At 73.7% G+C, this 24829-nt stretch carries 19 protein-coding genes; 7 read left to right on the top strand and 12 right to left on the bottom strand.

From position 1 onward, the window contains the following. Positions 1-92: 92 nt before the first annotated feature. The 3 genes from ACWD01_RS14360 to ACWD01_RS14370 all read right to left on the bottom strand — a co-directional run bounded on the left by ACWD01_RS14360 (position 93) and on the right by ACWD01_RS14370 (position 3308). A complete protein-coding gene (locus tag ACWD01_RS14360) occupies positions 93-821 on the bottom strand; it encodes an SDR family NAD(P)-dependent oxidoreductase (protein WP_451161539.1) in 729 nt (242 codons plus the stop codon). A gap of 97 nt (positions 822-918) precedes the next feature. After that, positions 919-3066, bottom strand: a complete 2148-nt coding sequence (locus ACWD01_RS14365) for a SpoIIE family protein phosphatase (RefSeq protein WP_451161541.1) — start codon at positions 3064-3066, stop codon at positions 919-921. Between the two features lie 95 nt (positions 3067-3161). Beyond that, entirely contained in the window at positions 3162-3308 is a 147-nt protein-coding gene (locus tag ACWD01_RS14370; protein ID WP_451161543.1) for a hypothetical protein, read from the bottom strand. Here ACWD01_RS14370 and ACWD01_RS14375 point away from each other — a divergent pair. Continuing rightward, entirely contained in the window at positions 3307-4197 is an 891-nt protein-coding gene (locus tag ACWD01_RS14375) for an LLM class flavin-dependent oxidoreductase (protein ID WP_451161545.1), read from the top strand. The two genes, ACWD01_RS14370 and ACWD01_RS14375, sit on opposite strands and share 2 nt — an antisense overlap. Before the next feature lie 22 nt (positions 4198-4219). On the opposite strand, the gene ACWD01_RS14380 is transcribed toward ACWD01_RS14375, so the two are convergent. Further along, positions 4220-4852 carry a TetR/AcrR family transcriptional regulator gene (locus ACWD01_RS14380; protein ID WP_451161547.1) on the bottom strand — a complete coding sequence of 211 codons (633 nt, stop codon included), beginning with the start codon at positions 4850-4852 and terminating at the stop codon, positions 4220-4222. Continuing rightward, on the bottom strand, positions 4849-5241 hold the full coding sequence (locus ACWD01_RS14385) for a VOC family protein (protein WP_451161549.1): 393 nt from the start codon (positions 5239-5241) through the stop codon (positions 4849-4851). Before ACWD01_RS14385 ends, ACWD01_RS14380 begins: the two co-directional genes overlap by 4 nt. Positions 5242-5410: 169 nt before the next feature. Between ACWD01_RS14385 and ACWD01_RS14390 the strand changes: the two genes are divergently transcribed. After that, positions 5411-6472, top strand: coding sequence for a DUF2382 domain-containing protein (locus ACWD01_RS14390; protein WP_451161551.1), 1062 nt, complete (start codon positions 5411-5413; stop codon positions 6470-6472). 78 nt (positions 6473-6550) lie between these two features. On the opposite strand, the gene ACWD01_RS14395 is transcribed toward ACWD01_RS14390, so the two are convergent. From ACWD01_RS14395 to ACWD01_RS14405, 3 genes are all read right to left on the bottom strand, one after another. Continuing rightward, positions 6551-8170, bottom strand: coding sequence for a hypothetical protein (locus tag ACWD01_RS14395; RefSeq protein WP_451161553.1), 1620 nt, complete (start codon positions 8168-8170; stop codon positions 6551-6553). Positions 8171-8219: 49 nt separating this feature from the next. After that, on the bottom strand, positions 8220-8840 hold the full coding sequence (locus tag ACWD01_RS14400) for a dihydrofolate reductase family protein (protein WP_451161555.1): 621 nt from the start codon (positions 8838-8840) through the stop codon (positions 8220-8222). Between the two features lie 221 nt (positions 8841-9061). Further along, complete coding sequence (locus tag ACWD01_RS14405) at positions 9062-10207, bottom strand: S1 family peptidase (RefSeq protein WP_451161557.1); 1146 nt, start codon at positions 10205-10207, stop codon at positions 9062-9064. Between the two features lie 216 nt (positions 10208-10423). On the opposite strand from ACWD01_RS14405, the gene ACWD01_RS14410 reads away from it, so the two are divergent. The 5 genes from ACWD01_RS14410 (at position 10424) to ACWD01_RS14430 (ending at position 17539) form a co-directional block, all read left to right on the top strand. Beyond that, the gene (locus ACWD01_RS14410) at positions 10424-12064 is read left to right on the top strand and encodes a protein kinase domain-containing protein (protein WP_451161559.1); all 1641 of its coding nucleotides are present in this window, start codon (positions 10424-10426) and stop codon (positions 12062-12064) included. After that, on the top strand, positions 12061-12693 hold the full coding sequence (locus ACWD01_RS14415; protein WP_451161561.1) for a hypothetical protein: 633 nt from the start codon (positions 12061-12063) through the stop codon (positions 12691-12693). Before ACWD01_RS14410 ends, ACWD01_RS14415 begins: the two co-directional genes overlap by 4 nt. A gap of 205 nt (positions 12694-12898) precedes the next feature. After that, complete coding sequence (locus ACWD01_RS14420) at positions 12899-13912, top strand: LacI family DNA-binding transcriptional regulator (protein WP_451161563.1); 1014 nt, start codon at positions 12899-12901, stop codon at positions 13910-13912. Between the two features lie 185 nt (positions 13913-14097). Beyond that, positions 14098-16149 carry a glycoside hydrolase family 31 protein gene (locus ACWD01_RS14425; protein WP_451161565.1) on the top strand — a complete coding sequence of 684 codons (2052 nt, stop codon included), beginning with the start codon at positions 14098-14100 and terminating at the stop codon, positions 16147-16149. A gap of 202 nt (positions 16150-16351) precedes the next feature. Next, positions 16352-17539, top strand: coding sequence for a sulfotransferase family protein (locus ACWD01_RS14430; RefSeq protein ID WP_451161567.1), 1188 nt, complete (start codon positions 16352-16354; stop codon positions 17537-17539). A gap of 31 nt (positions 17540-17570) precedes the next feature. On the opposite strand, the gene ACWD01_RS14435 is transcribed toward ACWD01_RS14430, so the two are convergent. The 4 genes from ACWD01_RS14435 to ACWD01_RS14450 are packed head-to-tail and all read right to left on the bottom strand — an operon-like array spanning position 17571 to position 24822. Then, a complete protein-coding gene (locus ACWD01_RS14435; RefSeq protein WP_451161569.1) occupies positions 17571-18284 on the bottom strand; it encodes a glycoside hydrolase family 12 protein in 714 nt (237 codons plus the stop codon). A 37-nt stretch (positions 18285-18321) separates the two neighbouring features. Next, on the bottom strand, positions 18322-20556 hold the full coding sequence (locus tag ACWD01_RS14440; RefSeq protein WP_451161571.1) for a glycosyl hydrolase family 95 catalytic domain-containing protein: 2235 nt from the start codon (positions 20554-20556) through the stop codon (positions 18322-18324). Further along, entirely contained in the window at positions 20553-22547 is a 1995-nt protein-coding gene (locus tag ACWD01_RS14445) for a beta-galactosidase (RefSeq protein ID WP_451161573.1), read from the bottom strand. Before ACWD01_RS14445 ends, ACWD01_RS14440 begins: the two co-directional genes overlap by 4 nt. A gap of 37 nt (positions 22548-22584) precedes the next feature. After that, positions 22585-24822, bottom strand: coding sequence for a 1,4-beta-glucanase (locus ACWD01_RS14450; RefSeq protein WP_451161575.1), 2238 nt, complete (start codon positions 24820-24822; stop codon positions 22585-22587). Positions 24823-24829: the final 7 nt, after the last annotated feature.

The raw sequence follows: 24829 nt of genomic DNA on the forward strand, positions 1-24829 counted from the left end.
CCGAAGGGCTACGGGGGAGTCGGCGACTGACGACAACGCAACGAGGTGCGGCACCAGGGCACGCGAGCCCGGCAAGATCCGAACGAGAGGCCCTACATGCCGCCGGCGACGCGCAGGACGGCCCCCGTCGTGTACGACGCGTCGTCGGAGAGCAGCCAGGCGACCGCGCCGGCGATCTCCTGCGGCCGGCCGGCCCGCCCCATGGGGACGGCGGCGGCGACCTTCGCCGGTCGCTCGGGGTCCTCGTGGAAACCGGTCCAGACGGTGCCCGGCGCCACGCAGTTGACGCGGATACCGTCGGCGGCGACCTCCTTGGACAGCCCGGTGGTCATGGCGTCGACGGCGGCCTTGGTGGCGGCGTAGTGGACGTACTGGCCGGGGCTGCCGAGGGTGGCCGCCGCGGAGGAGACGTTGACGATCGCGCCGCCGCCGGAGCGGGTCATGTCGCGGACCGCGCGGCGGGCGCAGAGCAGGTATCCCCAGACGTTCACGTCGAGGGCGCGGCGCATCCCGTCGGCGTCGGCGTCGGCGAGGCGGCCGTTGGGGCCGCTGATCCCGGCGTTGTTCACCAGGCCGGTGACGGCGCCGAGTTCGGCGGCGCTGTCGAAGAGGCGGTCGACGGCCGCCTCGTCGGCCGTGTCGACCTGGACGGCCAGGGACCGGCGGCCCGCCGCGCGGACGGCCTTGGCGACGTCGTGCGCGGCCTCGGTGCCGGAGCGGTAGCCGACCACCACGTCGTGGCCCTCGGCTGCGAGTCGGACGCAGACCGCGGCGCCGATGCCGCGGCTGCCGCCGGTGACGATGGTGAGGGGCTGGCGCAAGGCGGGCTCCGGTCGGACGAAGGCGCGGGCGGATGGGTCACGCGCGCCGGTGGACGGATGGCGCTCGCACTGTAGACCTTGATCGCCGGGAGCCGGTTCAGGGGGTGGCGCGCAGCAGGAACAGGGCGGTGTCGTCCGTCCGGTCGCCGGAGGGTGCGGCACGTTCCACGAGGCGGTCGGCCAGGGTCTCGAGGTCGTGGGGACCGGCGGCCAGGGAGCGGGCGAGGTCGTCGATCGCGGCGCCGATGTCGGCGCCTGGCCGTTCCACCAGCCCGTCGGTGAACAGGGCGAGGACCGCGCCGGGCGGCAGGGCGCACTCGACCGACCGGTAGTCGGAGCCCGGTTCGATGCCGAGCAGCAGACCGGGCGGCATGTCCACGGGTGCGGCGCTGCCGTCGGGCCCGCGCAGCAGTGGCGGGAGGTGGCCGGCCGTGGCCAGGCAGGCGCCGCCGCGGGCGAGGTCGATCTGGACGTAGAGGCAGCTGGCGAAGAGCCCCGGATTCAGGTCGGCGAGCAGGCGGTTGGCGCCGGCGAGGACGTCGTCGGGGGCGGCCCCGGCGAGGGCGTGCGCCCGCACCGCGGTACGGACCTGGCCCATCAGGGCCGCCGCGGTGACGCTGTGCCCCTGGACGTCGCCGATGACGGCCGCGGCGGTGGTGTCGTCGAGGCGGATCAGGTCGTAGAAGTCGCCGCCGATGTCCATGCCGCGGGTGGCGGGCAGATAGCGGGCGGTGGCCTGAAGGCCCGTCAGCACGGGGAGGTCCTGCGGGAGCAGGCTGGCCTGGAGGCTGCGGGCGAGGCCGCTCTTGGTGTCGTAGAGATGGCCCCGGTCCAGGGCCTGGGCGACCAGGCCGGCGAAGGCGGTCAGCAGGGCCCGTTCATCGTGGGTGAAGCTCTGCGGGCTGTCGTAGGCGAGTACGCAGCAGCCGAGCGGGCGGCCGGCGGCGACCAGCGGGAGGAACGCCCAGGCGTGCCCGCCGTGGTCACCGGCCGTATCCGGGAAGGCCTTGTCCAGCGCCGCGCGGGAGCCGAAGAAGGCCGGCTCGCCGGTGAGCACCGCGTGGCCGCTCGGGTTCTCGGGCGTCAGGGGCACGCCGCTGAGTTCTTCCGCCTCGTGGGGGCCGTAGCCGTGATGGCCGCGCAGGCGCAGTTTCCCGGCGTGGGTGCTGAACAGGGCGACGGCGTGGGCGCCGAAGCTGGGGGCGATCTGGTCGACGACGAGTTTGATCACGTCGGGGACGCTGAGCGCCTCGGTGAGCGCGGCGGCGAGGTGGGCGAGCTGGTAGAGGACGCCGATCCGGGGGGCCGCGGCGGCCGGGGCCGTCTCGGCCGCCGCGGACGCTTCGGCCTCGCGGGCGGGCCGCGGTTCGCCGGCGCCTTCGCTGAGGCGGGAGCGTGCGATGCGGACGCTGATGCCGCGTGCGTCGGGATAGAGCTCGAACGCCAGCCACAGACCGTCCGGGGTCCGGGCGGTGAACGAGGTGGGGCGGCGGCTCATGACCGCCGAGCGGTAGCGGTCCTCGAACACGGGGTCGTCCAGCCACGGCAGCAGTTCCCAGGGGCGTGCGCCCATCATGGAGTCGACGTCGCTGCCGACCAGTTCCGCGCCCCGGATGGTGACGAAGGTGATCCTGCCGTCGAGGTCGAGCGCGCAGCAGCCGTCCGGCAGGCGCTCGGCGTAGTCCACCGCCGCCAGCGCCTGGGACCGTGTCACCTCGCGGCCGCGTGGCACCGGCATCAGCAGGTTCTCCGGCGCCGGCAGCACGGGCCGGCCCTCGTCCGACGCGCGGCGCAGCGTGGCTCCGATACGGTGGCACGTCCGCTCGATCGCCTCTTTCCGGGCCGGTTCGATCTCCATGGGCTGCGAGCCGGCCCAGAGGAGTACGACGCCGCCGAGGACGCGGTCCCCGGCGGTCACGGGGGCGGCGGCGAGCGCGAAGGAGTAGGGCAGGGCGAGTCCGATGCGCGGGTAGCGGCGGGCCAGCTCGCCCTCGGCCCCCACCCAGACCAGGCGCTTCTCGCGGACCGCCTGGGCGAGCGGCCCGGAGGCCGATACGCCGACTCTGGCCCACGGCATGGCGAGGCTGGACGGGACTCCGGCGAGGACGACGGCGGACAGCACCTGGTCGTCGCCGGGGGCGAGGACGTAGACCCCGCCGCCGTAGGCGCCGGTTTCGTGCAGCATCCCGGACAGCAGCCGTTGGACGTCCTCCCCGTCGCCGTCTTCCTCGTCGGGTGCTGCCATGGCCTGTTCCTCCGCGGCCCGGACGGGCGGTTGCGTTTTCATCCTTTACGGACATTACGCCCATACCGCCGCCGTAGGCGCCCCGGCCCGGCCCGTCACTCCTCGACGGCGACCCGGATGGTCCTGACCTCGGGGTCGGCGCCGTCCGGGATCACCATGCCGGCCTCCGATCGGCCGGCGGAACGGGAGCCCGGGGATAACGGGTTGTCGAAGCCGCGCCCGGACGGGTAGATGTGGCGCATGACTTCTCTCGGCGCAGTGTTCCGTCCGCAGTTGCCCCCCGAGCGGTTGCGGGAGGTGGTCCGCACGGCGGATGCCGCGGGCCTGGAGGAACTGTGGCTCTGGGAGGACTGCTTCCTGGAGAGCGGGATCGCCACGGCGGCCGCCGCGCTCGCCTGGTCGGAGCGGCTCCGGGTGGGCGTCGGCCTGCTCCCGGTGCCGTTGCGGAACGTGGCGCTGACGTCGATGGAGGCCGCGACACTGCACCGGCTCTTCCCCGGGCGGGTCACCCTGGCGGTGGGGCACGGCGTCCAGGACTGGATGGGCCAGGTCGGCGCGCGCGCCGAGTCGCCGCTGACCCTGCTGCGCGAGTATCTCGCCGCAATGCGGGCCCTGTTGAACGGGGAACGGGTCACGGTGGAGGGCCGTTACGTGAAGCTCGACGGCGTCGCCCTCGACTGGCCGCCGCCGGCCGCTCCCCCGGTGCTGGCGGGAGCCGTCGGTCCCCGCTCGGTGCGGCTGACCGGCGAGGCGGCCGACGGCACGGTCCTGGACGCGTCGATGGGGCCCGACGGGGTGCGGCAGGCGCGCCGGCTCATCGAAGAGGGGCGGGCGGCCGCCGGGCGCACCGGGCGTCACGAGATCGTGGTCTATCTCCACACGGCGACGGGCCCCGGCGCCGAGGGCCGGCTCCAGGCCGAACTGGAGCGCTCGGGGCACGCCACCGGCGGCGAACTCGGCGTGGCGGGCGACGCGGACGCGGTGGCGAAGGCCGTACAGCGCCTCGTGGACGCCGGCGCCGACACCGTGGTGCTCCAGCCGACGGCCGACGAACCCGCGCCGGAGGACTTCGTACGCTTCGTGGCCGAGGAGGTCAGGCCGCTCGTGCCGCGTGCCGGCGGCCGGTCCTGACGGGCCCGTTTTTGACCGGCCGTCAGTGCCGGTGCCTGGCATGGGCGGGCAGCTCGCTCACCCGTACCAGGAGGTCGAAGTCGACCGCCGCGCCCTGGAGCAGCAGGTCGACGAGCTGACGGGCGGAGTCCCGGCCGGACGGCAGGCCGCCGAACAGGGCCCGCTGGTAGACCACGGAGGCCAGCATGTCGACCAGCAGGTCCGGGTCGACACCGGGCCGCAGAGCGCCGCGGTCGACGGCGCGCCGCACGGCGACCGTCGCGGCGTGTCGGCTCGGCCGCACCAGCACGTCGGTCAACCGCCGGTGAAGAGCGGGGTCGTGGGCACAGTCGGCGACCAGCGGCGCGAGGACGCCTAGCGGAAGCCGTTCGAGCAGCGCCTCCGCGAGCAGGCCGACGCTCTGGGTCAGATCGCAGCGGGTGCAGCCGTTGTCCGGCACGGGCGGCGTGACCAGGACGGAGGCGAGGGCGTCGATCACCAGGCTCTGCCGGGTGGGCCAGCGCCGCCGGATGGTCGGCTTCGTCGTACCGGCCCTGGTCGCGACCGTCTCCAGGGTGAAACCGCCGTACCCGTGCTCGCGCAGTACGCCGAGGGTCGCGGCGACCACGGCGGCGTCGATCGCCGGGTCGCGCGGGCGGCCGGCGGCGGGGGTCACCGCTCCGCGTCCGCGTCCTCGGGGTACCAGCGCAGTTCGACGGTGTTGCCGTCGGGGTCGCGCACATATATCGACTGGGCGTCACCCCGTGCGCCGTAACGGCCGACCGGGCCCTCCAGGACGGTGAACACACCGGAGTCGATGACCTCCTGCCAGTCCAGCGGGTCGACCACGAGGCAGATGTGGTCCACGTTGGACTCGCCGCGGGGGCCGGCGACGAGGTCGATGATGGTGGCCGGGGTGACCCGGACCGACGGGAACGGCGCCTTGCCGGCCCGCCACTCCTCCACCCGGACGGGCTCGAGCCCGAGCGGTCCGCAGTAGAACTCCAGGGCGCGATCGACGTCCTGGACATTGAGCACCAGGTGGTCGAAGTCCTTCACCCGCATGAAGTCTCCCCCTCTCCGATTTCCTCGATTTAATTTCGATCCGGTTCGGATTCTAATCCTCGGCCCCGGCCTCGCGCCAAGACCCGTCTCACCGACGGCAACGCATGCCGTTTATCCCGTTTTGGGGTGGCTACACGGATCGGGGGACGCGGAGAAGGAGGAAGCCAAAGTGATCGCGAAAGCACAGATCAGGAATGTGCTCGACCACCCGGTCTACGACGCCGACGGTCACAAGGTCGGCAACGCCAAGCATGTCTTCCTCGACGATGCAACCGGGGAACCGGACTGGGTGAGCGTGCAGACGGGCATGTTCGGCAGCAACGAGTCGTTCGTCCCGATCCGCGACGCGCGCATGGTCGAGGACCACCTCGAAGTGCCCTACCCGAAGGACAAGATCAAGGACGCGCCGAACGTCGACGTGGACGCCGGCGGTCACCTCTCGGCACAGGAGGAGGAGCGCCTGTACCGGCATTACAGCATCGACTGGGATGCCGCGTGGAAGAAGGCCAACCAGCCCACCGAGGGCGGCTGGGCCCACTCGGACAAGACCGGCGCCGCGGGGACGACGGGCGCCGCGGGGACGGCCGGTACAGGTACCGCGGGCACGACGGACGCCGCGGGCACTGCCGGTGCGGCGGGTGCGGCAGGCGCGGCGGGCATGGCGGGCAGGAGCCGTGTGACGTCCGGTCAGGGCATGGCCGGCGAGACCCCCGCCCACGGGCGGGCGGCGGCGGCCGGTGAACCCCGCGGCCGGGACATGGAGGGCGAGCGCCGGGGCATGGCGGGCAGGGGCCGCCAGGACCAGACCGACACGGCGATGACACGGTCCGAGGAGACCATGCACATCGGCACCGAACGCCACGAGGTCGGCCGGGCGCGGCTGCGCAAGTACGTGGTGACGGAGGAACAGCAACAGACCGTTCCGCTGCGCCACGACGAGGTCCGCGTCGAGCGTGAGCCGATCACACAGTCCAACAAGGACGCCGCCCTGTCCGGTCCGGAGATCTCCGAGGACGAGTACGAGGTCACTCTGTACGAGGAGCGGCCGGTGGTGGAGACCCGCGTCGAGCCGGTCGAGCGTGTCCGGCTGACCACCGAGGAGCGCACCGACGAGGAGACCGTCAGGGGCCGGGTCCGCAAGGAGCGGATCGAGGCCGAGATGCCGGACCAGGCGACCGAACGGGCCTCCAGCGAGAAGCACGGACGCCACGGCCCGGGCGGTGCTGCCTGACGCCGACGCCGAACGGGGTGTGCCACGTGGAGGGCGCCTGACCGGTTCATGAGAACCGGTCAGGCGCCCTCAGGTGCGTCAGCGACTCGGTGTGGCGGGCCGGTGCTCGTGGAGTTGCTCCAGGCGTCGCTGGAGCAGCCGGAGCGCGCCGCGCTGGCGGCCGGGCACCCGGCGCCGCAACGCGACGAGGGCCGGGGCGAGCCGGCGGGCCGAGCCCGAGTCGCCGATCTGCTCCCACTGGTGGTGGGCGCGGTCCACGGCCGCCTCGACGTCCGGGTCGTCGGAGGTCTGCTGCCGCCCAAGCCGCACTTCCGCGGCCACCATCCACAGCTCACAGCTCCGGGCCGGGTCCCGGGCGAGGCGCGCCAGGTCCGCCCGTACCTCCAGCCAGTGCAGGACCTGGACCGAGCCGGGCCCGTGGGCGCGCAGCGCCTCGTCCTCCCGCGCCGAGGCCGCCGCGGCGGCCTCGGCATGACGCCCGGCCATGGCGGCGGCAAGGATAGCCGGATGCGGATCGCCGTCCGGCGCCACGGCCTTGGAGGGCGACGCTTCGGTCGCGGGCGGCGACGCTTCGGTCCCCGGCTCCCGCGGCGGAACGGCAGCGCCGGGTCGGGGGTACCGGGCGGGCCCCGGCGCGGACTGCGCTGGTTCGGCACCGGGCGGCGGTGGTTCGGCTCCGAAGTCCTGGCACGGGACGGGCCGGGCATCCGGAGCCGGGACAGCCCCGGGCCCCGGCGACGGGACGGGCTCACGCTGCGACGCAACGGCACCGGTCGCCGGGCGAACGGGGACCGCTCCGGCCTCCCGCGTAACCGTCCCCGACTCCGGCCGCGGCCCAGGCGCGTGCTCCCGCAACTCGGCGGCGGGCTCCGGTGGTTGTACGGCCGCAGGCCGCCGAGCATCCGCATCGGGCCCCGGAGGCGGTTCGGCACCGGTCACCGGCCGAACCGGTGCGGGCACGGGCCCCCGCGTATCCGCCCAGGGACCGGACCCGGCCGCGTAAGCCGCCCCCGCCGGGCCGGGCCCCGCGAGGCCGAACAGCAGTGCACTGTCCGGGCCGCTCTCGGCGGCGGCCTGCGCGGCGGCCTGTTCGTGGAGTTCGGGAAGCGGCGGGCGCGCCCCGCTGCGCCAGATACCGGCCACGGCCTTCAGATGGACAGGGACGGCGAGCTGACGCCGGCCGGGCGTGGGGGCGATCCGCCCGTAGATGCGGGTGCCGTCGCCGAGACCTATGTGGCCGCCGGCGACCTGTTCCCACGCCTCCGCGTCGGCGACGAGGTCGAGGACGACCGTGGTGGTGCCCGGCCGCCGGGCCTTGATCTCGCCGGCCAGCCAGTGCCAGGGCAGGCCCGTGTAGCGCAGTGTCGCCGGGGACGTGCGTGCGAGGGCCATGTGCAGCCGGCGCTGCTTGCGGTCCACATGCAACTGCCCGGCGAGATAGAGGTGCAGCGGACCGGGCGCGGCCGCCGCCGCACGGATGCGGGTGAGCACGGTCTGCGGGTCGAGCGGGTCGGCGAGCTCGATCACCGTGGCGGACGCGGCGCCGGCCGTGCCGGCGAGGATGTCCGCCGGTACGGCGGCGAGCGCGGGCAGCACCGACGCCGCGTCCATCAGCCGCCCCTTGCCGGCCGGGGCGGCTGCGAGGAGCAGCGCGGTCCCCGGTTCCCGGTTCGTCGGGTCCTCCCCTGTGATCAGCACAGCAGCACGTTACCCGGTCCGGTGGACCGGCCGGGGGGCCGTCGCGACGCTACGGGCGGAGGCGGTACTTGAGGTGCGTGGCGCGTGGGGTGGAAACGACCCTGACCGTCTCCAACCGCCGCTGCTGGTCCCCCAGATCGTCGAGCAGCCGCAGGCCGGCGCCCATCAGCACCGGCACCACATGGAGCTGGAGTTCGTCGATCAGCCCGGCCCGCAGATACTGCTGGACCGTGGCCGCGCCGCCCGCGATGTCGACATTGCGCCCGCCGGCGGCGGCCCTGGCCTGTTCCAGCGCGCTGTGGATGCCGTCCGTGACGAAGGTGAAGGTGGTGCCGCCCTCCTTGACGAGCGGCCGGCGCGGGCGGTGGGTGAGGACGAACACCGGAGTGCGGAAGGGCGGGTCGTCGCCCCACGGCACCTCCCCGGTGTCGTACATGGTCCGTCCCATGACCACGGCGCCGGTCGCGTCGAACCACTCGCGCATGATCTCGGAGTCCTCGTTGTCCTCGCCGCCGGTCATGCCCTGGCGCTCGCGCCACGACGCGAGGTTGTGGATCCATTCGAACAGCGCCTGTGCGCCGTTGCCTCCGGGATTGTCGGGGCCGATGTCCGTGCCGGCGACATATCCGTCCAGTGACACGGCCAGATCGGCGGTGACGGTCGTCGTCATGTGCGGCTCCTTCGGTGCGGTGTGCGACGGTCTCACCCATGCGTCGATCGGGGAGGCGCCGATTCGACATCGTCCCGCGGGGATTTCCGGATTCGCGCGGAACGCGCCGCACGGCGAGCGACGGCGGGCCGGGCCACGCGGTCGCGTGACCCGGCCCCGGGAGCCGCTGGAGCCGGTCACGTCGGGGGGCGGACGCGTCCGGCCGTGGTGGCCCCCCGTCGTCAGGCCGTGTGCAGGCGCAGCCCGTAGCGGTTCAGGATCTCGTTGACCGGCTGGTGCCAGGTCTGGCCGCCGCTGCTGCAGTTGCCCCAGCCGCCGGAGGTGACGCCCTGTGCCTGGTCGCCGCTGATGAACGAGCCGCCGGAGTCGCCCGGTTCGGCGCAGACGCTCGTCTTGGTCATCTGGTGGACGGCGCCCTGGCTGTAGTTGACGGTCTCGTTCTTGGCGAGGACGTTGCCGCAGTGCCAGCGGGTGGTGGAGCCGGAACGGCAGACGGAGGCGCCGATCGGGGCCTCGGCCGAGCCGCGGACGAGCTGGTCGGGGACGGTTCCCCAGCCCAGGACCACGGGGACGGTCCACCAGCCGCTGCCGACGTTGACCCAGGCGTAGTCGTCGCCGGGGAAGGACGAGCCCTGGAAGTGGCCGATGTGCGTGCCGTCCCAGCCGCGGACGGCGGCTCCGGCGCGTCCGCAGTGTCCGGCGGTGACGAAGCCGCCGTGCACGGAGAAGCCGATGGAGCAGCGGACGTTGCCGGTGTAGTACGGGTCGCCGCCGACGGTGCCCGCGGCGAACGGCCGCGGAGCCTCGGAGGTCTCCTTCACGGTGACCGGGCCGGCGTCCCTCGCCCGGTCCAGGAAGGCCCGGACATCGTTGTCAGCCCGCTCGGAGGCGACCACGTTGACCACGACCCGGTTGGCCTTCGGGTCGACGTGCCAACTGCTCACCCCGGCGGGCGCCTTCAGGGCGTCGATCTCCGCCTTGACCGAGTCGAGCCGCTTGGCGCTGTGGGCGACGACGCGGACGTCGGCGCCCGTCGCGCGGACGGCTCCGGCTCTGGCGGAGTCGGTGACGGCCACGGTCAGTCTGCCGGTGCCGGCGTCGAACCAGGAGCCGCCGAAGGCCTTGCCGGCGGCCCGCTGGGCCTTTCCTTCGACGGTGGCGGCCTTCTTCTCCGCGGCCAGGCGGGCCTTCGCCCCGGCCTCGTCGAGACCGAGGTCGCGCTGCATGGCCTCGAGGAGGCCGGTGGAGAGCCGGGGCGCCGGCGCGGGGGTGACGGAAGCGGCGGCGGGGCCCGCTCCGACCGCGGCCCAGGAGCCCAGGAGGAGGAGTGCGGACAGGCCGGTACGTATGGCTGTCGTGCGTCTCAAGGCGTTGACCTTTCGGTTGTTCCAGCGATGGTGGGGGTTGGAACAGGCCGCACCTGAGAGCGCTCTCAGGTACGCCCGGGGCGGAGCGTAACGGAAAGGGCGGGATCAGGTCCATGCCAAGTGTGGGGCGTACCCGAGTTGTCCTGATCCCACCGGGAACCGGCCGTGAGGAAAATGTGTCTGTGCTCTGGACAGCACCCAGGCGGGGGGAACGCCATGAACACCTGGTCCGTACCCGGATACACGGAATCCCGGGAGCTCGGTTCCGGCGGCTGCGGGCGTGTCGTGCTCGCCGTCCACGACTCCACCGGCGTGCCGGTGGCGGTGAAGTACCTGAACGAGCGGCTGCGCGCGGACACCGGGTTCGTACGGGAGTTCCGCGCGGAGGCGCAGCTGCTGGGCGGCCTCGACTCCCCGTACGTGGTGCGGCTCTACGAGTACGTCGAAGCCCCGCAGGGCGCCGCCATCGTGATGGAGCTGGTCGACGGCGTCGCGCTGCGCGCGCTGCTGCTGCGGGAGGGCGCGACCGGCCCCGAGGCGGCGCTGGCGGTGCTGAAGGGCTCGCTGCTGGGGCTGGCCGCCGCGCACGGCGCGGGTGTGGTGCACCGGGACTACAAGCCGGAGAACGTACTGGTGGCGGCGGACGGCTCGTCCAAGCTCGTCGACTTCGGCATCGCCGCGGGCCGCGGCACCACGCCGGGCGTCGCGGGCACGCCCGCCTACATGGCCCCCGAGCAGTGGCACGGCGAGCCCGCGTCACCGGCGGCCGACGTGTACGCGGCCACCGCGACGTTCTACGAATGCCTGACGGGCCGCAAGCCGTTCCGCGGCGAGAACATCGCCGAGCTGGCGCTCCAGCACATCGGCGCGCCGGTCCCCGAGGACGACACGCCCGAGCCGGTGCGGCCCCTGATCCGGCGCGGACTCGCCAAGTCGCCCGAGCAGCGGCCGGCCAACGCCGCGGCGTTCGTGGCCGAACTCGAGGAGATCGCGGGAGCGGCGTACGGCCCCGACTGGGAGGAGCGCGGGCAGCGCAGGCTGGCGGCGCTGGCCGCGCTGCTGCCCCTGCTGTTCCCCTCGGGCGGCCCCGCCGCGGCGCCGCCGGACACCGCCACTACGGCGATCGGCGCGGGCATCGGCACCGGGGCCCACCCCACCGGCTGGCTGCCGCCGGCCCTGCGCAAGGTCCTCGTGGGAGCGGCCGCGGTGGCCGTGGCCGCCGCGATCGCCGTCAGCGCCCAGGCGGGCGAGGGCGACACGCCGAGCACGGTCGCCCAGGCCGTCGCCACCACCAGCGCGCTGCCGTCCGGCGCGCCGTCGCCGGAGGCGAGCGGGACCGGCGGCTCGCCGGAGCCGTCCGACTCACCGGCCGCCACCTCTCCCCCGCCCTCCGCGTCCACGAGCACCGAGCCGTCCGCGCCCCCGCCCGCCACGCCCGCCACGCCCGCCACGCCCGCCACGCCGTCGTACGCCGTCCCGCCGACGGAGCCGCCGACCGAGCCGGTCAGCAGTCCGCCGCCGACCGTCGAGCCGGTACGGGTGAAGTCGGTCGACGTCACAGGGTTCCGGCAGACCGGTCCGGCCACGGCCGCCGCCACCGTCGAGATCGCCACGGACGGGACGGGCCCGGTGACGATCGCCGTCTCATGGTCCACGAGCAACGCGAAGGGCGAGCCGGGGACCGTCGAGCACACCGAGGCGTTCGAGCGGAGCGGCGCCACCAGCTACACCCTGACCCTGGACCACACCTACCAGGGCACGGGCTGCTACTGGGCCGTCCGGGCGAGCACCGACCCGGCCGCGGCGAACGGCGCCTCCACCCAGACGCTGCTGACCAGAAGGTGCACGATCCTGTGAACCAGCCACCCGCGCCCTACGGCGACGACGACTACAGCGCGACCGAGCTGGCCAGCCACTGGTTCGAGCGGCCGGAACCCAGTGCCGTGCCCGACCGGGTCGAGGGCGACGTGCTGCGCTTCGGCCCCGGTGTGACCGCGTTCGTCCGGCAGCACGGCAGCGGCACCACGGCCGTCGACGTGTGGCACGGGACGCTCGCCGGACAGCAGGCCGCGCCGCAGCCGCCGCGCGGACGGCGCCGCGGAATGCGGCGGTACGCGCTGGCCGCCCTCGTCCTGGCGCTGGTGCTCGGGTTCCTCGCCTGGCAGCGGTTCGGGCCGCGGACGGCCGTGCGCGACGTGACCGTGACGGCGCCGGCACAGGGGCCGGGCTGCAACGGGACCGCCGATGTCGTGGGCGTCGTGCACACCGACGGGCGGCCCGGCACGCTGACCTACCGGTGGGTGCGCAGCGACGGGACCACTTCGGGTGTGCTGCGCCAGGAAGTCGCGCGCGGCCAGCGGCAGGCCCGGCTGCATCTGCTGTGGACGTTCCGCGGCAGGGGCGAGTACCGGGCCGGCGCGGAGCTGTGGATCGACTCGCCGTCGCGGCACACGGCGAGCACGTCGTTCCTCTACCGCTGTCCGTGACCCGCACACGTACCCACGCCCGCGTCCGTGCCCGCGTCCGTGCCCGCGTCCGTGCGAGCATCCACGCCGGCATCCGTGCGCGCATTCATTGAAGCGCTTCGACAGCGCTCTGGACATCGCGCAAGGCAGGGAATTACGCTCTGGTCCAGTTGCTCGTCACCGACACGCCCGGCTCAGTCGAAGCGCTTCAGCACTGGAGATGTCCATGGTCACCCTTGCCGACGTGGCGCAGCACGCCGGAGTCTCGGCCAGCACGGTGAGCTACGTCCTCAGCGGCAAGCGGACCATCTCCGCGCTCACCCGCGAGCGGGTCGAGCGGAGCATCGCGGAACTGGGCTACCACCCCAACGCCGGGGCCCGCGCGCTGGCGAGCAGCAGGTCCAACATCATCGCCCTGATGATGCCGCTGCGCATGGACATGTACGTGCCCGTGATGACGGAGATCGCCATCGCGATCGCCACCCACGCGCGCTCGTACGGGTACGACGTCCTGATGCTCACGGGCGAGGAGGGTCCGGAGGCGGTCCGCCGGGTGGTGGGCAGCGGTCTCGCCGACGCCATGATCCTCATGGACGTCGAACTCGAGGACGCCCGGCTGCCGTTGCTGCGCCAGAGCGGACGGCCCGCCGTGCTGATCGGCCTGCCTGCCGAGACCACCGGTCTGACCTGCGTGGATCTCGACTTCGCCGAGGCGGGTGCGCTGTGCGCGGAGCATCTGGCCGGCCTCGGACACCGCGAGATCGCCGTGATCGGTGAGGCCCCGGCGGTGTACGAGCGCCGGACCGGCTTCGCGGAGCGGACCATCGACGGACTCCGGGCCCGTGCGCGCCTGTTGGGCCTGCGCGTGCTGCACCGCCCCTCCGAGGGCAGTTACGCGGTGATGGCCGGCACGCTCGGCCAGATCTTCACCGAGCGCCCCGAGGTCACGGGCTTCGTCGTGCAGAACGAGACAGCCGTGGAACCGCTGCTCGGTCTGCTGCGCCAGAACCGGCGCGCCGTGCCGGAGGACATCTCGGTGGTCGCCGTCTGCCCGGAGCAGGTGGCCGTCCAGGGCTCGGTGCGGCTGACCTCGGTGGCCGTTCCCGCCCGGGAGATGGCACGGCACGCCGTCGACCATGTGATCGCCAAGATCGAGGGCCGTGCAGGCGACGAGGTGGTCCTCCTCGCGCCCGAACTGACGGTCCGGGCCAGCAGCGGCCCGGCCCCCGTATCCGACTGAACGCGCCCGCCCCGCCCGACCGCTCCTCCTCCGACCGGCCACTCTTCCTCCGACTGAACGTGCCTGCTTCGACTTCAACGCCCCCTGCTCCGACCCGACGCGCCTGTGGCGAAGGCCCCGGGGCAGGCCTGAGCCCTGTTCCGGCCTGCCCCCGCCCCCTCGTCCCCGCCCCGCATACCGTCCGTATGCCCTCACCCCCAGGAGTTCCCTCCGTGGACCAGTCAGCGAGTCTCGCCCAGTCCTCCCCCACCGCCGGCACGTTCCGTGAGGACGGGGGCGCCCTCGAGTGGAGCGGGCGGCAGGAGACCGTGCGCATCGAACCGTGGGGGCCCGACGCCGTCCGGGTCCGGGCCAGGATCGGCGGCCCGCTGCTGGAGGGGCTGCCGGGCGCGCTGCTCGGCGCCCCGCCCCCCGCCGCGGCGACCGTCAAGACCGAGGACGGGCGCGGGCGGGTCGTCAACGGCGCGCTGACCGCGGAGATCGACGCCGAGGGCACGGTGCGGTTCACGGCCACCGACGACGGGCGCGAGCTGCTCGCCGAGGAGCGCGCCCACTTCTGGTGGCCCGGCCCCCGCCTCTACACCCCGAACGGCAACGGCTACCACCGCCTGGAGCAGCGCTTCGCCGCCTATGAGGACGAGAAGCTGTACGGCCTCGGGCAGCACCAGCACGGCCTTCTCGACCAGAAGGGCGCCGTCGTCGACCTGGTCCAGCGCAACGCCGAGGTCACCATTCCGGTGCTCACCTCCAGCCGCGGCTACACCCTGCTGTGGAACAACCCGGCCATCGGCCGCGTCGAGCTCGCGCAGACCGGTACCCGCTGGGTCGCGGACAGCGCCCGGCAGATCGACTACTGGATCACCGCCGGCGACCCGGCCCCGGCCCAGCGGCGCTATGCGGCGGTGACCGGGCGCACCCCGATGCTGCCGGAGTGGGCGGCCGGCTTCTGGCAGTGCAAGCTGCGCTACCGCACGCAGGAGGAACTGCTGTCGGTGGCCCGCGAGTACAAGCGGCGCGGGCTGCCGATCGACGCGATCGTGTGCGACTTCTTCCACTGGACGCATCTCGGCGAGTGGAAGTTCGACCCGGCCGAGTGGCCCGACCCGGCGGCCATGACCCGCGAGCTGGAGGAGCTCGGCATCAAGCTGGTCGTCTCCGTGTGGCCGTCGGTGTCGCCGCTGAGCGAGAACCACGGGCCCATGGAGCAGCAGGGGCACTTCATCGGCACGGAGTACGGCCCGATGGCCCACGCCGACTGGCCGGACAAGGAGGTCGCGGAGCCGGTGCAGGTCGCGTTCTACGACGCGACGAACCCGGCGGCGCGGGACTTCCTCTGGTCGCGGGTGCGGGAGAACTACCTCGAGCCGTACGGCATCCGCTCGTTCTGGCTGGACGCCTGCGAACCGGAGCTGAAGCCCGGCTTCTCCGCGAATCTGCGCTACCACGCGGGACCCGGCCTGGAGGTCGGCAACCTCTATCCGCGCGAGAACGCCCGCACCTTCTACGAGGGGATGCTGGCCGCCGGCGAGGAGGAGGTCGTCACCCTCAACCGGTCGGCCTGGGCGGGCAGTCAGCGTTACGGGGCGGCCCTGTGGTCCGGTGACATCGGCACCGACTTCGCCACCCTGCGGCGCCAGATCGCGGCCGGCCTGAACACGGCACTGTCCGGCATCCCGTGGTGGAACACCGACATCGGCGGTTTCCACGGCGGTGACCCGGACGACGAGGCGTACCGCGAGGTCATGGTCCGCTGGTTCCAGTTCGGCGCGCTCTCCCCGCTGATGCGGCTGCACGGCTTCCGCGACCCCGGTATGCCGCTCGGTCCGTCGATGACGGGCGGCCCCAACGAGGTGTGGTCGTACGGCGAGCGGGCCGAGGAGATCCTTGGCTGGTACCTGGGGCTGCGTGAGCGGTTGAAGCCGTATGTGCTGGAGCAGATGCGGGCGGCCCACGAGGAGGGCCTGCCGCCGATGCGCCCCCTGTTCCTGGAGTTCCCGGACGATCCGAGAGCGTGGGAGGTGGCCGACGCCTATCTTTTCGGCCCCGATCTGCTGGTCGCGCCGGTGCTGGAGGCGGGGGCCACGAGCCGTACGGCGTATCTCCCGGCCGGGGCGCGGTGGACGGACGCCTGGACGGGCGAGGAGTACGAGGGGGGCCGCACGGTGACGGTGGACGCGCCGCTGGAGCGGATCCCGCTGTTCCTGCGGGACGGCGCGGAGCTGCCGGTGGCTCCGTAGCGGAGTGGTACGGGCCGGTCCGGGCGTACGCGTCCGGCCCGGCCGCGGCCGTGCGGAACGGTGGTGCTCGGCGGCCGGGACAGGACGGTCGTTCTTGCGGGCCGCCGCCGGACGGGTGAAGGTTGCCGGGTCCTTGTCCCCTCAACCACCCTGCCCGGCAGTCCCATTGGGGTGCGCCATGACTCACCTTGGAAGGAACCCGGTGTCCAGGACTCCCCTCGCTCTCGGCCTCGCCGATCTGCTGCTCCGGCCGGCGTTCGGCTCCCGTCGCACGCCCGACCGGACCTTCGACCGGCTCCTCGCCCGGGCGGGCGGGGCGGAGGGCGACGAACGGTTCGCCGACGACTTCCGTTCCCTGCTGCGCTGGTGGGCCGGGGCCGAGAACCTCACCCCCGTCGGCTGGCAGGCCGCGCAGACCCATGTCCGCCGGCACCTCACCAACCGGGCCCGGATCCGGCGGCTGATCGCCGAGCACCCGGCGATCGAGCAGGAACCCGTGGAGAGGCCGGTGTTCGTGGTGGGGCTGCCGCGCACCGCGACAACGCTCACGCACGGCGTGCTGTCCCTCTCGGACGAGCACCGCGGTCCCCTGCTGTGGGAGCTGCTCAGCCCCGGTCCGGAGGTGCCGCCCGGCCGGCGGCGCGCGGCGACGGCGCCCGCCCGCCGGCTCGTCGGCGGCACCAACCTGTTCGCGCCGCGCTTCCGCGACATCCACCCCATGACCGCGGACGGGCCAGAGGAGTGCACCTTCGCCCTGCCGCACGCCCTGATGCCGCTGTCCCAGGCCCGGATACCCGAGTACCAGGCCTGGCACTGCGGACGGGACTTCGTGCCCGACTACCGGCATCTGAAGCGGGTCTTCCAGGTCCTCCAGTACGGCCGCCCGCGCCGCCGCTGGATCCTGAAGTCCCCCATGCACCTGGAGAATCTGGATGCGCTGCGCACGGTCTTCCCGGACGCCACCATCGTGTGGACCCATCGCGACCCGGTCACCGTCGTGGCGTCGTTCTGCAGTCTGGTCGAGCACGGCATGGCCCTCAGCACCCGGCCCGTCGACCTCCACGGCATCGGCGCCACCTGGCTGGACCTGCTGAGCCGCGCCGCGGCGCGCGGTCTCGCGGCCCGTGCCGCCATCCCGCCGCAGGCGCTGGTGGACGTCCCGTACTCCTGGCTCGGGTCCGATCCGGCCACGGGCGCCCCGAAGCTGTACGACGCCGTCGGCGCCCGCTGGACCGGCGCGGAGGCGGCCCGGCTGGCCGGGGTCGTCGCCCGGCCCAAGAGGGCCCGCCCCCACCGGTACGACCTCGCCCGCTACGGCCTGACCCGCGCCGACGTGGTGTCGGCCTTCGCGGACTACGACGCGCTGCGGGCCGGGGTCGACCGCGCCTGACGGCCCGGCCGGCCCCGGCCCCGGAGCGGTGTCAGCCGCCGCTGACGGTCAGGTTGTTGGTGCGGAAGTCCAGGCCGCCGGCGGACGAGGTGATCTCGAAGCCGAACTGGACGTCACCGATGGTCTCGTTGCCCATCCAGCCCTTGGTGTCCTTGATCCACTTCAGGATCGGCAGGATCTGGACGCGCCCCGCGTTCGAGTCGGAGGTGCGCAGGAACGAGAAGACCTCGTTGGCGCCGTTGTCGCCCTTGTAGACGTTCCAGGTGTGGCCGCCGAGGGTGACCGACCCCTGCGGGCTGCCGAGCGGGCCGACGGGGCCGTGGTGGTTGACCCACAGCATGATCTCGTAGTCGTAGTCGGTGTCCCAGATGTCGTACGAGGTGTTGTACGCGCCGGACGACGGGACGCTGACGTCGTAGCTGCTGTTGAGCGAAGAGAGGGAAGCGATCGGCTTGTTGATCACCTTCTTGGAGTTGGGGTAGGACTTGATGCCGCCGGTGTTCGGGTGGTCGGCCCAGGCTCCCCAGTTGGTGCCGGAGTTGGCCCAGACGCACTGGCTGCCGGCGCCGGAGCCCCAGATGTTGTTGTAGAGGGTGTAGCTGTTCAGGTTCGTGTTGCCCCACTGGTCGCAGGAGTGCCAGACGGCGGCCTGTGCGGGGGCGGCGAGGCCGACGGTGACGCCCAGCGCGAGGGCCGGGGCCAGGAGGGCCGTCAGGACGCGTGGCGTGCGGGTGCGTGATGCCATGGGGGTTCCTTCCGGGGGTGGGGGATGCTGCGGGGGGCTACCGCGCCATGACACGAGTGAGGCGGATGACGCGGTCCTCTCCGGCGACGAGGTCGAGCGGCTCGGCGCCGGACGAAGTCCAAAGTTCGATGCGGTGGGTGCGGCTGGGGCGCAGGACGGCGGTCGCGTCCGCGTCAGGGGCCCAGGTGAGGTCGAGTTCCGCCCCGAAGCGGGTGCGTACGCCCGTGAGCCGGCCCGCCGGGCAGAGAGCGGGGAGGGCGGGCAGCAGGACCAGCCGGTCGGGGGTGGACTGCACGAGCATCTCGATGAGCACGGCCGGGAGGGCGTGCGCGGCGTCCGCGTTGTAGACGTCGCGTTGGGGGTAGTGCGCGCTCATCAGGGACGGGTGGAAGAAGTCGCCGTCGAGCACCCGGCCGAGGGCGTGGCCGACCCGGGCGCCGTCGCCGAGCCTGGCCGCGATCAGGGCGTGGTGGAGGTGCCCGTGGGCGGAGTCGTTCTCGGCGCCGCGCAGTTCGAGGGCGCGGTGGGCGGCCGCGGCGAGTTCGGGGGTGTCGTAGGGGTTGATCTCGTCGAGCGGCCAGACGCCGTAGAGGTGGCTGAGGTGGCGGTGGTCGTAGCTGTCCGCCAGGCCGGGGCGGGCCCATTCGGCGAGGGCGCCGTCGGCGTTGATCCGGTGTGGCGGGAGGCGGTCGGCGAGGGCGCGCCAGCGGTCGGCGTGCTCGGGGTGGCGGTCGGCGGCGGTCAGCAGGGCGTGCCGGGCGGCGGAGAGGTCCATGGCCGCGTTCACCGTGCCCCAGCTCGCGTTCGCGGGCCGGTTCTCCGGCGAGTAGGAGGGGACGACGACCACGCGGCCGCTGTCGTCGGTCCGGGTGAGGAAGTCCTCGTAGAACAGGGCGACTTCGGCGAGCGCGGCGGTGGTGCGCGGGTCGTGGGCGCCGCGGGTCTCGTCATGGTCGACGAGGGGCCCCAGCAGCCAGTCGGCGCCCGCCGTCCACAGGTGCAGGGGGTATGCGCGGCTGAAGTGGTAGGTGTGCCCGGACTCGCCGTCGGTGTGCGAGGGGGCGACGACGCCCCGGGCGCCGAAGATCGCGTGGGCGTTGTCCCGCCAGTCCGGGAGCTGCCGGTGGATCAGGGCGGCGTGGGCCTCGGTGACCTCGGGGAGGGCGGCGGCCGCGGCGGAGGCGGTCTGGAGGTTGAGGTTGGCGTTGGTGGTGAAGGCGCCGGACCAGGCGGTGTTCCAGTCGCCGGTCCACAGGCCGACCAGCCGGGGCGGCAGCATGCCGCTGGCCGACAGCAGGTGGTAGCGGCCCGCGGCGAAGAGCCGCTCCAGCAGGGCGGGGCCGGGCCGACGGAGCAGTTCGCCGCCCGGCAGCTCACGCTCCGCCGGGTCGGCGTCCAGGCTGAGCGCGGCGCGCTCGTAGGCGTCGCGGTGCGGCGGGAGATGGCGCGCGAGGAGCTGTGCGTACGCGCCCCCCGGGTACGCGCCGGCCGGTGCCACGAGCGACCGCAGGGCCGCCGCCTGGGTGTCCGCGGGGTCGTGGTCGGCCGGGTGCCGCTCGACCCGGGTCAGCAGCAGCACCGACGAGGCACCGGTCACCCGCACACCGTGCCGGGTCCATGTGGTGCTGCCGCCGGTGACGGTGACCAGGGTGGTTCCGGTGAACGAGGTGCGCCCGTTCGGGTAGTCGACGCGCAGCCGCAGCAGGGCGGTGCCCGCACCGTCGGGCTCGACGGTGGTGGCGCGGGTGATCCGCAGTCCGCCGGGCAGGCCCGGCAGTTGCTCGTCGAGGGTGAGCTCGGCGCTCAGGCCGCCCGGTTCCGTCGCCGTCCGGTGGACGATCACGTCGTCGGCGCGGGAGACGAACACCTCGCTGCGCCAGGCGCCGCGCGTCGCGGTCACCACACCGGAGGTGAAGTCGACCTCCCTGCGGTAGGTCCCGGCTGGGGCCGCGGCGTCGTGGGTCTGCCGGACGCGGACCTGGAAGGCCGGGTGGAACGGCTGCACCCACAGGTGCGGGTGTCCTTCCCCGAACCGTTCGGCCGCCGTCGTGTCACCGGCCAGCAGCGCGTCCTGGAGCTCCCGCAGCCCGGCGGCGAGCTCCGGCGGGCCGGCCGTCTCGCTGCCGTTCGGGCACACCAGGGTGTGGTGGTTGACGACGACCCGCTCGTCGCCGGCGTCGCCGTACACCATCGCGCCGTGCCGGCCGTTGCCGCTGAGGAAGGCGTCCTCCCACCGCGTGGCGGGAAACGGTTCCCACGTCCCGTGTCTCACGGCCGTCCCGCCTCGGGTACGGCCCTCAGCACGGCGGCGCCGTGGCGGTCGAGCCGGAGCGGGCCCGAGACCGGGTCGCCGGTGAGCAGGTCCCGGTGGTGGCCCGGCACCGTGACGGTGACCGGTCCCGGAGCGTGGTTGAGCAGGAACAGCAGGTCTCCCCGCCGTACGGCCTCCAGCCCGGCCGGCCGGTCCGCCAGCACGGGCCGGACCCCGGCCTCTTCGGCGGCGCGTGCGAGCAGGTGGCGCAGGGCGGCGGGGTCGGGGAGCGTGGAGACGTACCAGGCGCTGCCCCGGCGCAGGACGGCCGGCAGACCGGCGAGTTCGCCGCCGGTGTAGACGCCGACGGTCTCGGCGGTGGACGGCTCCAGCTCCTCCGACCAGACGGTGCCGAGGAAGGGTTCCGGCCCGGCGCAGGCGACCGTCTCGCCGGCCTCCAGCGGCCACCATTCGTGGACCGTGGCGATGCCGAAGAGGTCCCGCAGCCGCTCGTCCATGCCGCCGGGCCTGACGCGGTCGTCGCCGTCCGCCGTGCCGGTGAGGAAGCCGGACACGAGCGTGCCGCCGCCCTGGACATGGCGGACGAGATTGTCGACGGCGGCGTCGGTCAGCAGATAGAGGTGGGGCACGACGACGAGACGGTAGGCGCTCAGGTCGTGCTCCGGGTGGGCGAAGTCGGTGGTCAGGCCCGACTCCCACAGGGCGCGGTGCCAGGCCCGGACGACGGCCGGGTAGTCGAGGTCGCGGGAGAGCCTGCCCTCCTGGTCGCCCGCCCACCAGGAGTTCCAGTCGTGCAGGATCGCCACGCCGGCGGGCACGCCGGCCCCCGCGACCTGCTCGCCGATCCCGGCGAGGTCCGCGCCGATCCGTTTGACCTCCTGGTAGGTGCGGCCCTGTTCACCGGCGTGGGTGACCATCGCCGAGTGGAACTTCTCCGCGCCCTGTCTCGACTGCCGCCACTGGAAGTAGCAGACGGCGTCCGCGCCACGTGCCACGGCCTGCAGCGACCAGAGGCGGTTCAGACCACGGGGCTTGGGATGGTTCACGCCCCGGAAGTTCACCGGCCCCGCCGCCTGCTCCATCAGCATCCACGGACCGCGCGCCTGGGAGCGCGTCATGTCCTGGATCATCGCCCCGTACTGCCCGCCCAGCGGATCGCGCGGGTCCGGATAGATGTCGACGGAGACGACGTCCTCCTCCTCGGCCCACCGCCAGGCGTCCTGACCGGTCCAGAAGGGCATGAAGTTGGTCGTCACCGGCAGCCGCGGGGTGCGCGCCGAGACGATGTCCCGCTCCGCTGTGTAGCACTCGAGGAGCGCGTCGGAGGTGAACCGGCGGAAGTCCAGGGTGCAGCCGGGGTTGCGCAGATACTGGGCCTTGCGAGGTGGCAGGGTCTCCTCCCAGTCGTCGTAGCGCTGGCTCCAGAAGGCGGTGCCCCAGGCGTCGTTGAGGGCGTCGAGGGTCGGGTACTTCTCCCGCAGCCAGCGGCGGAAGTGTGCGGCGGTCCCGTCGCACCAGCAGTACGTGCAGTACTCGTTGTTGATGTGCCACATGCGCAGCGCCGGGTGGTCGCCGTAGCGTGCCGCGAGGTCCTCGGTGATCGCTGCCGCGTACTCCCGGTAGACCGGTGAGCTGGGGCAGAAGTGCTGACGGGAGCCGTACCAGACCACCGACCCGTCCTCGCCGCGCGGCAGCGTCTCGGGATGCCGGGCGCCCATCCACGGCGGCGGCGAGGCGGTCGGCGTGGCGAGGACGACTCCGATGCCGTTGCCGCCCATCAGGTCCATCAGCCGGTCGAGCCAGCCGAACTCGCGTGCTCCCGGGCGGGGTTCGATCTTCGCCCAGGAGAACACGCCGAGCGTGACGGAGTTGACCCCGGCCTGCTTCATCAGCCGTACGTCCTCGAGCCAGGTCTCTTCCGGCCACTGCTCGGGGTTGTAGTCGCCGCCGAAGAGCACCCGGCGGCCGGTCGCGTCGTTCAGGGAAGGCATGGCAGGACTCGCTTCGTCACGGGAGGGGCGGAGACTGTCAGATGGGGTCGGCGTACTGGATGCCGCGGCCGTTGGTCCCCAGATAGACGCGGCCGTGCCGGCGCGGATCGCCGGTGATGGTCTCGCCGATCCACCCCCACTGGTGGGCGTCGTCGTTGATCCGCGTCCAGGAGGCGCCCTCGTCGTCGGAGCGGAACACGGCGGTGACCTGGTCCGTAGCGCCGACCTGGAAGATCGCCGGGTAGCGGGCGCCGGGGGCGGCCTTGCCGAAGCCGAGGGCGTAGGAGGCCCAGCAGCTGGTGACCTTGGTGAAGGTCAGGCCGCCGTCGGCGGAGCGGAAAAGCCCGTTCCACTTGGCCGAGAGCCACAGGTCGCCACGGCGTCCGGGCGCCGCCGCGATCCTGAACTGGCTGTCGCCCGAGGCCAGTCCGGACGCGCCGGCGGTGAACGTCCGCCCGCCGTCGGCCGAGCGGTGGACGGTGCCGGCGGCGGTGTCGTACGCGTAGAAGCGACGCGGGTCCACGGGGTCGGCGACCGGGGTGGCGCCCTTGGGGAAGGTGGGCACCTCGGCCCAGGTGCGCCCGTTGTCGGCGGAGCGGTGGGTGGCGTGCGTGGAGCCGTCCCAGTGGACGAAGGACCACAGCAGGACCCGGCCGTCGGCGCTCACCGCGATCGGCCCCGGGGCGGTGGCCGCGATCTCCGGCTGACTGCCGAAGGGGCGCCAAGTTCTGCCGCCGTCACGGGAGTACGCGCCGTTGCCGCCGGAGGCCCAGCCGGTCCGCACCACGTACGAGGGCTTGCGGGCGGCCGCCGCGAGACCGGTGGCGGTGCCGAAGACCGGGTTGCCGGCCATGCCGCGCGACGGCGAGGCGGTGAGCGAGTCGTGGTACATGACGCCGATGTCGCCGAGGCCGCTGAGGAGACGGGCCTGACCGGCGGACGGGGAGAGCAATTGCCGTACGGAGCTCTCCTCCAGGCCCCGGATCTCCGGCGCCCAGTTGACCAGGTCACGGGTCCCGTAGAGGGTGGCGCCGGTGCCGAAGACGATGTGGCGCGAGTCGAACGGGTCGACGGCGACCGTCTGGATCCACCAGCCGAACTTGGGCCGCTGCTCGCCCCAGCGGAGGTACGGCGTCTCGGAGACGTCCAGGACGGCGGTGTCCTTCAGGGACGTCCAGGTGCGCCCCGCGTCGGTGGACCGGAAGACGGTGTCGACCTGCGCCCAGCGGTTGTTGGTCGTGACCACCACGGTGCCCGGGCGGCGTGGATCGACGGCCACGCCGCCGTAGCCGAAGGTGTCGCGCGACCCGTCGGCCGCGGTGCCGCCGGGGCGGACGGGCGTGACGTCGGTCCAGCCGCCGGTGGCGGTGTCGAGCCGGTGCACACCGCCGTCGCTCTGGCCGTTCGGTCCTGGCGCGTCCGCGAAGGTGACGTACAGCGCGTGGCCCGCCTCGTCGTACGCCGCGCGGATCGGCACCCGGGCCGCCGCCCCGCCGGGCAGGCCGGGGACGTCCTCCCAGGCGGCGCCGTCGCGGGAGCGGCGCAGGGTGGGACCGCCGTCGGCCCAGGCCGCGTACAGCACCCGCCCGGCGGCGACGAGGAACGTGACGCCCTGCCCGGTCGGGGACGGCTCGGCGGGGAAGTCGGCCCGTGCCCAGGTCGCGCCGCGGTCGGTGGAGCGCCACAGCCCGTCGTGGCGGGTGCCGAGCCACAGCGTGTCGCTGTCGCGCGGGTCGACGATCAGGCGTTCGCCGGCCCCGCGGCCGTCCTCGTTGGCGCCGAGTTTGACCGGCAGGTCGGTACGGGACCAGGTGGCGCCCCGGTCCTCGGAGCGCAGTACGGCGCCGTTGCCGGCCCAGCTCTGGGTGTAGGTGCCGACGGCGAGGTACAGCCGGTCGGGGTGGTGCGGGTCGACGGCCATCGCCTCGACGCCGAGCAGGTTGTGGTCGTCCCAGCCGAGGTCGTCGTTGAGCGGCGTCCACGACGCCTTCGGGGCGTCCCACCGGTAGGCGCCGCCGATGTCGGTGCGGGCGTAGGCGAGGCCCTCGACGCGGGGGTGGAACAGGACGCCGGTGACGAAGCCGGTGCCGCCGATGACGACGCCCAGCCAGCGGTGCGCCTGGGCGCCCTGCGCCGCGGGGGCGGGGCGCGGCGCTGTTCCGGTCGGGCGGTCGGCCGCCGAGGCGGTGCCGCCGAGGACGGGCACGGCGGTGAGTCCGGTGGCGGCGCCGGCGGCGAGGACGGCGCGCCGGCCGGGGCTTGATGGCAGGGACATGACTAGT

It is taken from the genome of Streptomyces sp. NPDC002835, assembly GCF_053591995.1.

Coding starts and splice junctions, on each gene's coding strand:
- ACWD01_RS14435 (WP_451161569.1), bottom strand. CDS start 18,284: ATGGCATCACGCACCCGCACGCCACGCGTCCTGACGGCCCTCCTGGCC.
- ACWD01_RS14370 (WP_451161543.1), bottom strand. CDS start 3,308: ATGCGCCACATCTACCCGTCCGGGCGCGGCTTCGACAACCCGTTATCC.
- ACWD01_RS14410 (WP_451161559.1), top strand. CDS start 10,424: ATGAACACCTGGTCCGTACCCGGATACACGGAATCCCGGGAGCTCGGT.
- ACWD01_RS14420 (WP_451161563.1), top strand. CDS start 12,899: ATGGTCACCCTTGCCGACGTGGCGCAGCACGCCGGAGTCTCGGCCAGC.
- ACWD01_RS14385 (WP_451161549.1), bottom strand. CDS start 5,241: ATGCGGGTGAAGGACTTCGACCACCTGGTGCTCAATGTCCAGGACGTC.
- ACWD01_RS14425 (WP_451161565.1), top strand. CDS start 14,098: ATGCCCTCACCCCCAGGAGTTCCCTCCGTGGACCAGTCAGCGAGTCTC.
- ACWD01_RS14450 (WP_451161575.1), bottom strand. CDS start 24,822: ATGTCCCTGCCATCAAGCCCCGGCCGGCGCGCCGTCCTCGCCGCCGGC.
- ACWD01_RS14375 (WP_451161545.1), top strand. CDS start 3,307: ATGACTTCTCTCGGCGCAGTGTTCCGTCCGCAGTTGCCCCCCGAGCGG.
- ACWD01_RS14365 (WP_451161541.1), bottom strand. CDS start 3,066: ATGGCAGCACCCGACGAGGAAGACGGCGACGGGGAGGACGTCCAACGG.
- ACWD01_RS14445 (WP_451161573.1), bottom strand. CDS start 22,547: ATGCCTTCCCTGAACGACGCGACCGGCCGCCGGGTGCTCTTCGGCGGC.
- ACWD01_RS14400 (WP_451161555.1), bottom strand. CDS start 8,840: ATGACGACGACCGTCACCGCCGATCTGGCCGTGTCACTGGACGGATAT.